Genomic DNA, 14,289 nt, shown 5'->3' with positions numbered 1-14,289 from the left:
TTAAACCAACAAGAAGCAGTCGTCCCTATGATGCCGTCGATAATTACTCTAAAACAAGCCTTCATTAATCGTCCCCGTTATCAAAAAATCGCGATAATTGGATCATTCATTTATTTACTTTTCGTGTTGACTTTAGGGCTACTCATTCCGTTTATTGCTACTAAGCAGGCACCTAAATCTTTATCAGAGTTACTTGGAAGGCAAGTCAGTATTGAAGCCATAAAAGTCAACCCTTTTACTTTCGAGGTGAGCTTAAGTCAGTTTACGATTAATGAAGATGACAACAAGCAGGCATTTTTTCACCTTGATAGCTTGGATGTCGATATCATGTTTTGGCGTTCCTTGTTTAATCTTAATATCAGCTTAGATTATTTAACGATTGATGGTACAGCGCTTTCTATTGAACGCTTAACTGCACTCACCCAATCGGCAGAAACGAGTGCAAAGTTAGGATATCAATTTAATTTTACCGACATTATTAAAACGTTTGATAATCGAGCCGCTGAACTCGTAAAAGCCACCCCAGAACAAGACAACAATAGCGAAATAGACGAACCCTCAGAGCCTATAGCGATTCATATCAATCAATTTGCCTTTAATAACGCAAGTTTACAGATAAACGATAAGCTCACTGACACTCAGTTACTTTATCCCAACATCACCCTATCTGCGACCGACTTTAAAACCGATGCTTTATTAGCTGAATTTCCAGATGCCAATAAACTCAAGCTGATGATAGCCGATGATAAAAATGGTCAGATAACACTCAAAACTCAAACCCAATTAGCACCACTTGATGCCAAAGGGGAAGTAACAATAGATTCCATGGACTTAACTCAATATTGGTCCTTTGTTGAATCGTTATTTAAGGTGTCATTGCAATCTGCCAACCTCAATGTTTCATCGGCTTTTGATATCACAGAAGATATGCAATATGCAGCAGTTAATGTGCCCAACGCACCAGAAGAAGCGAAACAACATAGTTCGCCGCTTAATATCAATATTTTAAATACAGATATCAAAGTCGATAGCATCGTGGCAAAAGATGCAAAACGCCAGGTAACGACCATTGATTTACTTGCCTTAAATGACATAGCTGTTTCTACGAAAAATCAAACCGTTGATATACAAGAGTTGCAAACAACTAATGGCGATTTTTGGATTACTATTGACCCAGATAAAGTTAACTTAGTTGATTTATTCACCCCAATTTTTGTCGATGAAGATGCAAATAAAGGCACGCTTGTTGAAACGGCTACAAATAAAGAAGCATCAAGCTCTACAGTAGAAAGCAAAGCTGGCGAAAATGGAGTTGTTGAAAATGAAGTTGTTGAAAATGAAGTTGTTGAAAATGAAGTTGTTGAAAATGAAGCTGAAAACGCACCAACTTGGCTTGTCACATTGCATGCGTTAGAGCTAAAAGATTATCAATTCGAATTAACTGAAAGTGTTGCCAATAAAACCGCTAACTTTTGGAAGATTGCTGACATTAACTTTTCAACTCAAACAATCAAATCAGACTTATCGTTACCCATTGAGTATCAATTGTCACTTTCAATAAACGATCAAAGTGAGTTCATATCGCAAGGTCAATTTGATGCCGACCTCTTAAGCTTAGAGGCAGATATAGATTATCAAAAGGTTAATTTAACTAAGTTCCAACCCTACATTGCGCCATTTATGAACGTGACACTAGAGTCGGGGCTCTTTAATACTAAAGGTCACATTAGTGCTAATGCAGATCAGAAGTTTATTTATCAAGGCCAAGCTTCAGTTAATCAGCTTAAGATAAGTGATAACTTGTTAAAGCAACCTTTGCTGAATTGGGAGTTAATGGACATAACTGCCCTCACCTTCGATAACTTAGGTCGGTCATTAGCGATAGATGAAATACTATTTGATGGCCTATTTAGCCGCTTGATCATTTCTGAAGACAGAACGACCAATATTGCTGACTTAGTGGCTAAACCTGCAGATTCAGATAACAGCACTGTAAATGGCGAAAGAGCTGATAACTCAGACGATATTCAACTCGAGGTAACCACAAACGCTAAACAAGGCGAAACTGAAAAGCCACATGACGATCTAACCTCAGCCTTTGCTATCGATATAAAACGTATTGGTATTAAAGATAGTTCTGCATTCTTTGCAGATAACTCTTTAACCCCCAACTTCGCTTCAGGCATTGAGCAACTAAATGGAGAAATAGCCCATATATCAACTAATCCGCAAACTCGAGCCTCGGTTAATTTAGCTGGAAAAATCGATAAATATGCTCCAGTCACTTTAAAGGGCGATGTAAATCCACTATTGAAAAACCCATATTTGGATTTAAATTTTGCCTTCAACAAAGTCGAACTAACTTCTATTAACCCATACTCAGGTACGTATGCAGGTTACTACATTGATAAAGGCCAACTATCTTTGGCACTTAAATACCAACTAGAAAATAATCAACTGGTAGGCAGTAACCATCTAGTCATAGACCAGTTAGAACTAGGAAAACCGAGTAATAGCTCTCTTGCAACATCATTACCTATCACCTTGGCCATTGCGCTATTACAAGACAGACATGGCGTCATAGATTTAGGGGTCAATGTAGACGGCGACTTAGATTCGCCAAGTTTTAGCTTTGGTAGCATTGTGATGACCGCGATAACTAATGTCATCACTAAAGCTATTACAGCCCCCTTTTCATTGTTAGCAGGACTTGTTGGCGGTGATGAAGATGAAATGGACAAAATTGGATTTCAATATGGACTTGCTGACATTAGTGAAGACCAACAAGCTACTTTAACCTCACTAGCTAAGGCTCTTAACGATCGCCCGTTATTAATGCTTAATATTAAAGGTGGCGTAGATTTAGCCAATGACCAATTTGCCTTACAACAGCAACAACTGCATCAAAAATTAGCCACTCAAGCAGGAGTTGAAGTTTCAGCATTGCCTGCTGATTTATCTGCCAGCCAGTTCCCTCAACAAGGTGCTATAACTGATGCGTTGATATCGGTATATCAATCAGAAACACAATTAGACCCGCAACTGATAAAACAAGAACTCACTGAAAAAAATTCTGATATTGAAGCTACCGAGCTTAATGCGCGCTGGCTTATTGCTTTGTATAACTTCAGCTTAAACCAACAAGATATAAATGAGTCCAAACTAGGCACTTTAGCTCAGCAAAGAGCTAAAGTCGTCAAAACCTACTTAGTTGACCAAGCAAATATTGACCCTAGTCGTGTGTTTATATTAGAAAGTCGAGTGCATATGGACCAAACAGATGCACAAGCCTTACTGACTTTAGACGCGAACTAAACATAGCTAGAACCATAAAACATAGGGCTGAGATTTCACTCGCTCAACCCTGAAACAAACGTCTTTGGCGGTTTAATCAGCATTAACTTGGGTTCTATTCACAGATGACTATTATCTGTGAACAACATCACGTAAACTATCGCTGAAAATTAACTTAGATAATATTTAGACGTCTGTTTTTAACTGTTTTGTTAAATTCGATTATTAAAGGAAGTGGTATGTTTGTAATTCGTTGGCTACTTGGCCGCATTATCCTGTTAGTAAACTTTTTATTCCCAGGTAAAAAATTCCAACGCCCTGTTTCAGAGCAAGCAAAAATAGATGAGCAGACTAAAGCATTAGCCTTGTATCAATATGCGGCTTGCCCGTTCTGCGTAAAAGTTCGTCGCGCAATTCGTCGTCAAGGACTGAATATTGTCACTGTCGATGCTAAACAAGAAACCAATAAGCAAGAACTTGTTCAACAAGGTGGTCAGTTAAAAGTTCCTTGTTTAAAAATTGAAAAAGATGGTCAGACTCAATGGATGTACGAGTCAAATGACATCATTGCTTATTTATCAAAGCAATACGCTTAAACTACTTTAGATAGATTTTGTGTACTGAGCTTTATGTTAAGCCCAGTACACTTAAGTTTAAAAATGATAGCTACAAACATTCACACAGTTGACGTTGACTCAAAAGCACACGTTTAATCATTTACTACCACACTCTAAAGACACTAATATCCTCTTTAACATAGTAAATATCTGTAAAAACTATCAATGACTGCCACTTTCGTTTTAATATGAATCGTTTCTATTTTAAGTTTTATAAAGGATTATTACTGGTGCCAAAGTACCCTACGTTATTTATTAGTTTGCTACTGTTATCTGCTTGCTCTTCTGCACCTATAGAACCTGAAGCTTACGCTGGAAAATTTAAAGATAGATTCACTACTTCCATCAAAGGCGAAGGTATTAAACTTTTCACTTACCAAGCTAAAGTCGCGACAGCAACAGATCGTGGTATTGAAGATCCATTGCCGCACCAGCAACGTGTTGATCGCCGTCGACAAGATGCCCGCAGTTATGCCATCGAACAAGAGCGTCGTCAGGATCTGTTGGACTTGTGGGGCCGACAAGTGGATTTAGGCTTACAGAAAACAATTGATATGACGGGTTACTGCAAAGAGGGGTTCATTGTTCTCAATAAAAGTATCAGTGAAGGTCGCGGCGAAGTTCGTGGCGAATGCAATGATGGTGCGACACCTGAAGACATTGAAAAGTTTAGCCGTAATTATTAACTAAAGGTTTACAAGGACTGTGGTAATTGAATAAAAAGCCCGTGAACTACGATAAATAAAGGGTTTAACTATAACCTCCTGCCAGTTTGAGCTAAACTTACCTTAAATCATTTTCAAAAACATGTGACCAGCACTTACCAATCATACAGAGCGATAGTACTGGCTACCTGTTTTAAGTTATACAAGTGCCAGCGGCACATTTAAGCGAGTTAGATAGACCATGAACAGAAAACAGCTGATGATCAAAAAGACCGCCAAGCGGGCTAAAGCTAAGCAAAACAAGATAGTAAAAGATAACCCGCAAAAAAATCCAAAGGTGGGTTACATCTCTAAAGCCGTGCGCGCTCAGATGGAACTTGAAGAGCAGCAAAAATTAGCTGCTGAAACAGAAGCAAGCACTGAAAATACTGAAGCGCCAGCTTCTGAAGCATAAAGCTCTTAAGTATAAAGCTCTTGTGCTTAAACAGAATATAAAAAGCCCCGCAAACCTGAATAGGATTGCGGGGCTTTTTGTCATAAACAATTAAGTTTTAAATCAAATAATCTGTAGCCTAAAGCGCTAATCTTAAGTTTTAGTTTAAAATACTAGCAATAAATTTAATGAGTGTTAGATCATTTATCTTTTGAAGATAACGGATTGTCTAAGTCACCATCTCTAATGATTTCTTCACATAAAGGCTCTTCGTTAAGCTGAGCTAACTGAATGTATGAAGAAGACTGTGGCGATGACGTTGGGCTCATTTCAAGTTCTATTTCATCATCTTCTGATACCGGCTCAATTGCTGGTTGCTGATGCGATTTCGCAGTAATTTTATCTATTAATCGATAACCAACCCACACACCACCCAGGCCAAACAAAATCGAACCAAGGGCTTGACCAATCAACACCCCATATACTCCACCAATTTGAGCCCCAAAATACACAAAAGGTATTGTGCCAATGGTAGCTTTACCTACATTAAAAAAGGTGGAATATTTGGCTTTACCTAAGTTATTAAACGATGCGTTAGCAACAAACAAAATACCGTTAAAAATAAAAAATATAGCAATATATTGACAGAAAAATACAATGAGCTCAGCTGCTTCACCTTGCATATCAAACGCAGCAACTATTTGATGTTTGAGTGCAAATAATAAAATAGAAACACCTAATACAAACACGATGCAAAATTGAATCGCTTTTGTCAGGCTTTCTTTTACTCGGCCAAACTCCAAGGCGCCATAGTTTTGGCCGATAATAGGCCCTACAGCGCCACTTAGCGCAAATATCATTCCGAAACAAACAGGAATTAATCGTCCTAATACCGCCCAACCTGCCACATAGCTGTCACCGAAATCAGCAATCGCTTTAGTCACAACCGCATTACCTATTGGGGTCGCGACGTTAGTAAGCATCGCAGGCAATGCAATGGCAAAAATAGTCCTGATGTCTTCGATAAAATGCTGGCGATTAAACTGACCAAGCATTTTATGCTTAACCACTATTCCCCGAGCCGAAATAATAAATACCGCAATGCGGGCAAACACTGATGCTACAGCAGCGCCTTCAATCCCCATGCCTAAGGCAAAAATAAATATTGGATCTAAAACCAAGTTAACACCGCCACCTGCAAGCGTCGACATCATAGATAACTTGGCATCACCAATAGCCCTTAAAGCACCGCCTAGTGCCATTGCTAAACAGATAAAGGGCAATGATGGTACTAATATACGTAGATAACTTTCTGCTAAAATTGCAGTTTCGCCACTAGCGCCAATTAACGCTAACAGCTCGGGAATAAAAATAAATACGGTTACTGCGACTACGATACTGGTAATTAATGACACCACTGCGCTGTTAAGTAACATGCGCTTTGCCAGAACTAAATTCTTTGCTCCCACCGCTCGCGACACTAAGGCGCCTAGAGCAATGGATAAACCGATACCTATCGATGTGGTAAAAAATGAAATCGCGCCTGCATAACCCACTGCAGCAGCAAGCTCTAATTCTCCTAATAAACTTAAGAAAAAGATATCAAGTAAATCGACCACGAACAGCGCTGAGATCCCTACTGCAGCAGTAGAGCTCATCACTAATATGTGACGTAAAATCGAGCCTTGAACAAACTTAGCTTCGGTCATGAGTTCCCTTCTGAATTTTGTTGCTCTAACTCGCTACCGCAATGATGGCAATATAATGCTTGTAAATGATGACCGCGAGTACCGCAGTTACTGCACTTTCGTAAATCTCGCTCAGCGACCATTTCATGGGAGATTTCAGCGGTAAGTATCCCCGTTGGAATAGCAATAATGGAATAACCAATTAACATAGTAAATGAGGCTATTGCTTGACCTAAATTGGTCTGGGGCGTGATATCGCCATAACCTACGGTGGTAATCGTCACAATCGTCCAGTACATGGATTTAGGAATAGAGGTAAACCCATTAGCAGGTCCCTCTACCACGTACATTACGACACTCAACGCCATAATGATCAGGCTAACCGAAAAGAAGAAGATAAACACTTTCCTTCTTGACTGCACCATCGCTTTTAACAGCAAATTGCCTTCACTTAAATAACGCAATAATTTGAGTACGCGAAAGATTCTGAATAAACGCAGTATTCTGAAAGCGAGAGATACGTTCGCTCCTGGGAATATCAACGCTAAAAAGCTTGGTAGAATCGACAGTAAATCAACAATACCGTAGAAACTACGCATATACGCCAATCGACTCACTGAACCATATAACCTCAAAAGATATTCAATTGTAAACAACCAAGTGAATGCCCATTCAGCATAGTAAATAACTTGGCCATATTGCTGATGATAGCTTTCTATCGTATCTAAAATTATCAGCAATACGCTAAGTAAAATACAGATCATTAACCCAATATCAAACCAGCGCCCTAAACGGGTTTCAGTGCCGAAAATCACCGTTCTTATTTGTTTTTTAAATGGGGTATCTTGTTTTTCTTCTAAGGTCATAGCTCACTCAGTAATGACAGAGAATTTAATCCCGCATACATGATAAAGTACGGTATTATCTTTAAAAAATTTCAAATTATTATCGCAATTAATCGCTGTTCTGATAAATTGCCTAATCGGTGATACTCATGTTAACACTATTAACAATACAAGCTAACACCGTAAACCTATAAAACCGCTTATTGGAGACTTCATGTACTTGGTTAAATGCTTTATTTTCATGGCTATATTCAGCGCACCCTTTGCCTATGGCTCTGTCAGCCAGTTAACCAGCTCAAAAGTCGATTTAGTGGTAGTGAATAAATCTGAATCTAGTATGTCGATTTATCATGAAGGAAAAATAATTAAAACATATCAAATTGCTATGGGAGATGCGCCAAAGGGACATAAAGTCAAAGAAGGCGATCAACGTACTCCTCAAGGTCGTTATATTTTAGATTACAAAAAGTCTGATAGCGCCTTTTACAAATCTATTCATATTTCCTATCCAAACGAAGAAGACAGATTACGCGCCAATGCATTAGGCGTCAGCCCTGGGGGAATGATCATGATCCATGGACAAAACCCTAATTCTTCACTAACACCAGAGCAAGCCCAGCAGTATAATTGGACCAATGGCTGTATTGCAGTCACCAATAAAGAGATGGACGAGCTTTGGCGCGTAGTTGAAGAAGGCACTCCCATTGAGATTTGGCCTTAACCGATATCATTCCCCTTTCACGATGTAATAGGAAACCTTTATGCATTACGACCAGTTAATTCAAAACTGGCCTGATTTTAGTCAGCGCATTACCACCTTTATTCAACGCTTAGGGTTAGACAGCTTACAATTGGAATGTGACCATTGCGCACTTCGAGTAAATAGTCACCAAGCTGCAACGCAACTTAGCCAAGAATTTGAACAACACGGTCAGGTTATTTCTAATAATATGATTAATGGCCGCCCCATCCTGATAATCAAGTTAAATAAGCCATTATCCCTTGAAGGTTTAGATGTTAATTGTGTCGAACTGCCTTATCCATCTGACAAAGTGTATCCACAAGAAGGTTGGGAGCATGTTGAGTTAGTCTTTCCATCACCAGCATTAACTTGCGAGCAGTTAATTGCAGATCTAGTCTCTGTAGTACCCGATATAAGCGATATAATTAATGGTAACGTGATCGATATTAAAGTGAAACAAAGCTCACCTAAAGGCGATAATGAGCGTTTAGCAAATCCGACAATTGCTTTCAAATCGAACGGAATATGTGTAAAAGTTCATCCACAAAGCATTGAAGCCATTATTGCTAGCGAAAGTTAATTAAAACCGTTTATCGCTATTACCGATTGTTGGAATAGCGATAAAGTCTAAATAATTTTTGGCAATTTAGTATTAACTAGTAACCAATAATCCATGATTTTTATTTGTTTTTAACAGCTTTTTCGGCCGCAAGTACTTCTGTCATTGGTGGTACGACTGTCACTGGGTCTAAACGCATTTGATACCAGTTTAACCGCCAGTCTAAATGCGGTCCGGTTACTCGTCCTGTGGCGCCAATCTCTGCGAGCTGCTGACCTTGAGTAACCACATCACCCTCTTTTGCATATAACTTACTTAAATGAAGAAACGTCGAATTAATACCATAACCATGATCGATTATCATAGTGCCACCTGAATAAAACATATCAGGTTCAGATAAGGTAATAACGCCATCAGCAGGTGAAACCACCACAGTACCTGTTGGACGCGCAACATCTACACCGTAGTGTGGATTTCCAGGTTTTCCGTTATAGACTCTTTGGCTGCCGTACACCCCTGAAATTCGACCTGTGACTGGCCATATAAAATCTTGCATAAACGAAGTTTGTTCACTAAAGGTGTTTCTTGCTGCTCTTGTTTGCTTTGAATCTTTTGCAGCCCTTTCTTGAGCGGCTAGGTTGGGTTTCATTATTTTTTTACTGATCCCCGTAATACGATCAATTTTATATTCTTTAGTCGCTATACTCAGTGGCTTGAGTTCAGTTAAACCACTAGGATAAACCACTTCAAGCATTTGCTCTGCTTTCGCTTCTCTTTCAAACCCAATGGCAAACTGACCCTGCGGTGTCACTCCTATCTCTTCACCATTTAGCTTTACTACGCTTCCTGCTGGCACAGATCCTCGAACTAAAGCGCCTTGTTCGAATATACCGTCTAATTGAATTTCGCCTTGGGCATTAAAAGCCATTAATACAAGAGCCAATATAGATGTTGGATAGATACGATTAAATTGTTTTGCGGCCATGTTTAACCTTAAAGAGTTTGAATACAATTAATTATTATGATTTAAATACTAAGGGCTTAAGGCGTTTTATTCAAATTTACAACTGAAATAAAAACATCATATATAACCTAAAATAATTAATGTTGCGCAATAAAAAATCAATAGATAATTGATTAGTAGGAATAGTAACAATGAATAACTAACAATGAATAAAGAACTAACTGTAGAGGAATGACAAACTGCCAACGGCTGTAGATAATAAAAAGCAATGAGTCACTGGATTAAGTCACTCATTGCTTAAATTAACAATGGTTCACTGATTACTTTACTGCGATGGCGCCTTTGCCAATACCTTCAAATGCAATAACTTTAAAGTCAGAACTTGGCGCTTTAGCTGCCATAGTTTCAGCAATAAATTGAGCAAGTAACTCAACGGTGGTGTCATGAGGAATAATGTCACAACAATCTCTTGGCATGGCTAACTGAAAGTCACCTTGTGGAGCTTGGTAATGAAATCCATAATGGCTTTTATCATTAACATTCGCTTGTTTTGATAACTCCAATGTTGAAACATTAACAACGTCTTCTTCGCTGCCTAAATAAATGTCTTGCCATCTGTCAGCCCAGTATTGATCCCAATTTGGCGCAGCAATACCGTTTTCAAATACGGTGATCGGACTTCTATGACCATGAGCGATGCGCTGACAATTGCCGTCATGCTTACGTAAGCCATGGGTGTAATGATAATAAGGCGTATCTAACACCTCATTACGCAACGTAAGGCTTATACCTTCGACGTTATCTGGCAAAGCTTCGCGTAATGCTTTAATGAGAAATGAATTTACACTGTCAAAGTCGATGACTTCAGTTGGAACAAGTGCAAATGCTTCAGATGGACAAGCAAGGTGAATATCACCTAATTTACTAGAAAAATCCATCCAAACGCGATCACCCTTTTGTTGCCAACGTACCTCACTACAAGCAGTGGGGATCAATAATCGATGATCAGCAACGTCATCAATGGTATTTTTAATGGTTTTTTTGACTTTAGAAAAATCAAGCACCATATTTTGCTCATCTAAGCCGCCATCAAGTAAGACGTCAACAATCCAGCTCTCACCGACCATGCCGCGTATCGGACATAAATAGGAAAAATCGATAACGGTTAAATCTTTTACGAACAATTGCATTAAGGCTCCTAGGCAGAAAAACAGTCCGCCTCAGTTAACATATCCCAAATAGCGATGGCTAAAGAGAGTGATTTTATCAAGGCTATTCTAAACAAAAGCAGGCCTAGGCGCGAGAAAACAAACTGAGTTTATTCAAAAAGACCCAATATTGAGATTTCTTGCTTTAAACTTGGTGATGCAAAGTCATTAATTATGGCTACTCCACTTTATAGCCAACACCGTAAATTGAATGAAGTAGATTACATTGAGTGCTATTTAATGTCAGTTTAGAGCGAAGATTTTTTATATGACTGTCAATTGTTCGTGAACTCACCACTCTGTCATCTACATAGCACACTTGCATGAGACTATCGCGGGAATGCACGACACCTGGGCGTTTGAGCATGGTATGCAGTAATCTAAATTCTACAGGGGTTAAATCCACTTCAACACTGGATACATTACACTTAAAGCGCTGAATATTGATGAGAAGATGTTTATAGACAATTTCATCTTCACTTGCTTGAGGAACAGCCTCAACTCGTCTAAGAATTGTTTTTACTCTGGCAACAACTTCCCTTGCAGAAAAAGGCTTACATACATAATCATCTGCCCCAATTTCTAAACCGATTAGGCGATCAATCTCTTCTACTCTAGCAGTTAACATTAGTAACGGGATTTGGGAAAATTGACGCACTTCTTTGCATATTGTTAGACCATCTTTATGAGGCAGCATTAAATCCAAAATGACAAAATCAGCCACCCCTTGCTTAATTGTTTCTACCGCAATCTGTCCATCGTGTTGTACAAGAGTATCGAAACCTTCAAGTGTAAGAAAATCAACGAGTACTTGAGCAATTTTAGGTTCGTCTTCAACGATTAATACTTTCATTTTGGGGTGACTAACATTCATAGTTAATGAGACTCTTTAAATATTGGTAATATGATTTCAATACATAAACCACCTAAATTTGATGGTCTTGCAGTAATACTGCCGCTATGAGCTTCTACGATATTACGACTAATGGTTAACCCTAAACCAGCACCGTTATTTCTTCTCGCTCTTGAACTGTCTTGCCTGTGTAAAGGATCAAATAATACTTCGCAGTCATCAAGCGGCACACTGGGTTTGGTATCATTAACTAAAATAAGCAATGAAGCGGACTCTTCAATTAGATCAATATCGATATGACCAGGACTATCTGTATAAGCAACAGCATTTAAAACAACATTAGTAAACAGTTGTTGCAACCTCATTTTGTCGCCATTGACTATCACTTTTTCACTGTTGATGAAATTAATTGATAGCCCTTTTTCCGATACCTTATCTATTAATGAGTTCAATGTTTCTGTGATACAGACTGTGATGTTAAGAGGTTCAAAATGATATTTAAGACCACCTAAATCTGATAAAGAAAGTTGATATAAATCATCAACTAAGTGCTTAATCCGCATAACCTCTTGTTCTAATGATTTAAGCTGGACCTGATTAAAAGGCCTAATCTCTGCTTTTATAGCATCAATTTCTCCACATAAAATGCTAAGAGGTGTCCTTAACTCATGGGATATATCAGCAAACCATCGATTTTTAGCAGTACGATTTTTATCTAACGTCATCGCCAGAAGATCAATATCATTCATTAATTGACCTAATTCATCTAAACGTTTTTCATTAAAGCGCTCTGAATAATTGCCTTTTGATAGATGAGATATACTTTTTATTACTTCTTTTACTGGCAAAAGAAGTAAGCGAGCAAGCACCCAAGAAATTAAACTCGCTAACATTAAACATAACAGTCCTATCCATAAACTAGTCCATAATTGTTGCTCAAAAAAAGCTTGAGCAGACTGACTATCAACCTCTACTCTTGGGTTGCTATACAAAATAGCTATCACATCACCATCATAAGTAACAGGGATGCTTATTTTCTCCTCAAGACTGTCGAATGTCTCGCCAGCCAATAGCACTCCATCCGGTGTATAGATTGCTGTTGGTGGTCCGTTTCTTCTCGGAGGCCCCCGTCTTTCAGGATTTCGAAGATGTGGTGCGATCCCTGCCCTAGTATCGCCAGAGGCAGAAGGAGGAGGTTTAATCCGACCTTCTCTGAAGCCAGCTCTTGGCGGAGGACCTTTTCTGTCAGTTTTTGCTATTTTCGCTATATCAGGAATGAAAAAACTCAATAGTCTTTCATATTGCTCTGAAGTCACGTTATTCCAATTAAAATCAGATTGACTGTATAAAGTGGTAAGTGATTTTGACAAATGGGTTAGACGATTTTCTTCTAGGGAATGGATATAATTGCTAAACCCTTGGTCAAAACTCCACCTTGCAAGAGATAATGTTGCAACTAAGACTATGCTCGTCAGACCAATAAATGCTAAAAAAAGTTTCTGAGATATTTTCATTCAACCTAACCAGTTGGTGCCTTATTGAAATTAATTTAATACTTCTTCATTATCTGAACGCTAAACAGTTATTCCGTTAGTCAATAAATTTTACGACAGGAAAATTGACCAAAAAAATCTGAATATTCAGCAAATACATTAAAGAACATAGCTTACTTATTAGTATATCCATCAAAATACTATCTCACTACCAAACCATCGAAAATCCTTGTTTTCTGCACAATTTCTACATGCTTAATTGCTATTCTTCTCTGGTAACGAATAAATTAAAGGAAATTAAAATGATTAAGACACTAAGTAGCATGACTTTATTAAGCCTTACCCTATGTTGTATTTCAGGAGCCATTGCTGAAGAAGATCGCCGTCAGATGCGTAAACCTCCACAAGAAGCTTTTGACATATGTGAAGACAAAAATGAGTTAGATGAAGTGACTATCACAACTCCTAGAGGGGATGAAATCACTGCAATCTGCCAACTGATGGGCGATGAACTCGTCGCTGTACCAGAAGATCATCAGCAAAAAGGTCGTTCTAAAGGAAATCGAGGCTAAAATGTTCAATTTAATGCCATTGAATGTTATCAATAAACCTAACCAACTAAACCCAACAGATAAAACGTTATTGCCAGATGGAACACCACTTCCAAAACGTTCAATAATACCGAGTGGTTTAGACAGAGGCGTCGCTTCAATGGCTGAAGATGAGCAAGTATTAATATCACATATGCTAGCGACGTTGAATTATGCACAACGAGCTGGCCTTAAATTATCATTAGACGAGTTGAGGCCACACATACAGAACATATCAAATCAAGATTTAGGTCATGTTTTTTTCGATATGTTATCGAAAATCAGTCAGCAAGAAACAATTGAACATCACTATGCTAAAGGGGGATAAAACTTTTTTG

Annotated in this window: 14 protein-coding genes; 8 read left to right on the top strand and 6 right to left on the bottom strand. The window is 38.5% G+C overall.

Going from position 1 to position 14,289, the window contains the following annotated elements:
• The first annotated feature begins 27 nt into the window (after window positions 1–27).
• The 4 genes from QPX86_RS08620 to QPX86_RS08605 all read left to right on the top strand — a co-directional run bounded on the left by QPX86_RS08620 (window position 28) and on the right by QPX86_RS08605 (window position 5,030).
• A complete protein-coding gene (locus QPX86_RS08620) occupies window positions 28–3,315 on the top strand; it encodes a DUF748 domain-containing protein (protein ID WP_285164930.1) in 3,288 nt (1,095 codons plus the stop codon).
• A gap of 218 nt (window positions 3,316–3,533) precedes the next feature.
• Complete coding sequence (locus tag QPX86_RS08615) at window positions 3,534–3,890, top strand: glutathione S-transferase N-terminal domain-containing protein (protein WP_220754588.1); 357 nt, start codon at window positions 3,534–3,536, stop codon at window positions 3,888–3,890.
• 251 nt (window positions 3,891–4,141) lie between these two features.
• Complete coding sequence (locus QPX86_RS08610) at window positions 4,142–4,597, top strand: hypothetical protein (protein WP_285164929.1); 456 nt, start codon at window positions 4,142–4,144, stop codon at window positions 4,595–4,597.
• A 220-nt stretch (window positions 4,598–4,817) separates the two neighbouring features.
• Window positions 4,818–5,030, top strand: coding sequence for a DUF2986 domain-containing protein (locus QPX86_RS08605; RefSeq protein WP_220754589.1), 213 nt, complete (start codon window positions 4,818–4,820; stop codon window positions 5,028–5,030).
• 179 nt (window positions 5,031–5,209) lie between these two features.
• Here QPX86_RS08605 and QPX86_RS08600 read toward each other — a convergent pair whose 3' ends face one another.
• Complete coding sequence (locus tag QPX86_RS08600) at window positions 5,210–6,718, bottom strand: MATE family efflux transporter (protein ID WP_285164928.1); 1,509 nt, start codon at window positions 6,716–6,718, stop codon at window positions 5,210–5,212.
• The gene (locus QPX86_RS08595) at window positions 6,715–7,563 is read right to left on the bottom strand and encodes an ion transporter (RefSeq protein WP_220754591.1); all 849 of its coding nucleotides are present in this window, start codon (window positions 7,561–7,563) and stop codon (window positions 6,715–6,717) included. Before QPX86_RS08595 ends, QPX86_RS08600 begins: the two co-directional genes overlap by 4 nt.
• A 220-nt stretch (window positions 7,564–7,783) precedes the next feature.
• On the opposite strand from QPX86_RS08595, the gene QPX86_RS08590 reads away from it, so the two are divergent.
• Together QPX86_RS08590 and QPX86_RS08585 are read left to right on the top strand one after the other, a co-directional pair.
• On the top strand, window positions 7,784–8,263 hold the full coding sequence (locus QPX86_RS08590) for a L,D-transpeptidase family protein (RefSeq protein ID WP_285165152.1): 480 nt from the start codon (window positions 7,784–7,786) through the stop codon (window positions 8,261–8,263).
• Window positions 8,264–8,303: 40 nt separating this feature from the next.
• On the top strand, window positions 8,304–8,864 hold the full coding sequence (locus QPX86_RS08585) for a VOC family protein (protein WP_285164927.1): 561 nt from the start codon (window positions 8,304–8,306) through the stop codon (window positions 8,862–8,864).
• A gap of 100 nt (window positions 8,865–8,964) precedes the next feature.
• On the opposite strand, the gene QPX86_RS08580 is transcribed toward QPX86_RS08585, so the two are convergent.
• From QPX86_RS08580 to QPX86_RS08565, 4 genes are all read right to left on the bottom strand, one after another.
• Window positions 8,965–9,828: a M23 family metallopeptidase gene (locus tag QPX86_RS08580; protein WP_220754594.1), complete on the bottom strand. Its 864-nt coding sequence runs from the start codon at window positions 9,826–9,828 to the stop codon at window positions 8,965–8,967.
• A gap of 299 nt (window positions 9,829–10,127) precedes the next feature.
• A complete protein-coding gene (locus QPX86_RS08575) occupies window positions 10,128–10,997 on the bottom strand; it encodes a 6-carboxytetrahydropterin synthase (protein ID WP_220754595.1) in 870 nt (289 codons plus the stop codon).
• Window positions 10,998–11,193: 196 nt separating this feature from the next.
• Window positions 11,194–11,889 carry a response regulator gene (locus QPX86_RS08570; RefSeq protein WP_220754596.1) on the bottom strand — a complete coding sequence of 232 codons (696 nt, stop codon included), beginning with the start codon at window positions 11,887–11,889 and terminating at the stop codon, window positions 11,194–11,196.
• A 2-nt stretch (window positions 11,890–11,891) separates the two neighbouring features.
• On the bottom strand, window positions 11,892–13,382 hold the full coding sequence (locus QPX86_RS08565; protein WP_285164926.1) for an ATP-binding protein: 1,491 nt from the start codon (window positions 13,380–13,382) through the stop codon (window positions 11,892–11,894).
• Between the two features lie 281 nt (window positions 13,383–13,663).
• Here QPX86_RS08565 and QPX86_RS08560 point away from each other — a divergent pair, with 281 nt between their 5' ends.
• A complete protein-coding gene (locus tag QPX86_RS08560) occupies window positions 13,664–13,933 on the top strand; it encodes a hypothetical protein (RefSeq protein ID WP_220754598.1) in 270 nt (89 codons plus the stop codon).
• Between the two features lies 1 nt (window position 13,934).
• A complete protein-coding gene (locus tag QPX86_RS08555) occupies window positions 13,935–14,279 on the top strand; it encodes a hypothetical protein (RefSeq protein ID WP_220754599.1) in 345 nt (114 codons plus the stop codon).
• The last annotated feature ends 10 nt before the right edge of the window (window positions 14,280–14,289 follow it).

Origin of the sequence: Shewanella goraebulensis, from assembly GCF_030252245.1 — a bacterium.
Lineage (GTDB): Bacteria > Pseudomonadota > Gammaproteobacteria > Enterobacterales > Shewanellaceae > Shewanella > Shewanella goraebulensis.
Note: the sequence above shows the minus strand (reverse complement) of the source record. Positions and strands in the feature narration are given on the sequence as shown.

Excerpts from the sequence above, each read along its gene's own strand:
- QPX86_RS08620 (WP_285164930.1), top strand. The coding sequence starts at position 28 with ATGATGCCGTCGATAATTACTCTAAAACAAGCCTTCATTAATCGTCCC.
- QPX86_RS08615 (WP_220754588.1), top strand. The coding sequence starts at position 3,534 with ATGTTTGTAATTCGTTGGCTACTTGGCCGCATTATCCTGTTAGTAAAC.
- QPX86_RS08605 (WP_220754589.1), top strand. The coding sequence starts at position 4,818 with ATGAACAGAAAACAGCTGATGATCAAAAAGACCGCCAAGCGGGCTAAA.
- QPX86_RS08600 (WP_285164928.1), bottom strand. The coding sequence starts at position 6,718 with ATGACCGAAGCTAAGTTTGTTCAAGGCTCGATTTTACGTCACATATTA.
- QPX86_RS08595 (WP_220754591.1), bottom strand. The coding sequence starts at position 7,563 with ATGACCTTAGAAGAAAAACAAGATACCCCATTTAAAAAACAAATAAGA.
- QPX86_RS08590 (WP_285165152.1), top strand. The coding sequence starts at position 7,784 with ATGGCTATATTCAGCGCACCCTTTGCCTATGGCTCTGTCAGCCAGTTA.
- QPX86_RS08585 (WP_285164927.1), top strand. The coding sequence starts at position 8,304 with ATGCATTACGACCAGTTAATTCAAAACTGGCCTGATTTTAGTCAGCGC.
- QPX86_RS08580 (WP_220754594.1), bottom strand. The coding sequence starts at position 9,828 with ATGGCCGCAAAACAATTTAATCGTATCTATCCAACATCTATATTGGCT.
- QPX86_RS08575 (WP_220754595.1), bottom strand. The coding sequence starts at position 10,997 with ATGCAATTGTTCGTAAAAGATTTAACCGTTATCGATTTTTCCTATTTA.
- QPX86_RS08570 (WP_220754596.1), bottom strand. The coding sequence starts at position 11,889 with ATGAATGTTAGTCACCCCAAAATGAAAGTATTAATCGTTGAAGACGAA.
- QPX86_RS08565 (WP_285164926.1), bottom strand. The coding sequence starts at position 13,382 with ATGAAAATATCTCAGAAACTTTTTTTAGCATTTATTGGTCTGACGAGC.
- QPX86_RS08560 (WP_220754598.1), top strand. The coding sequence starts at position 13,664 with ATGATTAAGACACTAAGTAGCATGACTTTATTAAGCCTTACCCTATGT.
- QPX86_RS08555 (WP_220754599.1), top strand. The coding sequence starts at position 13,935 with ATGTTCAATTTAATGCCATTGAATGTTATCAATAAACCTAACCAACTA.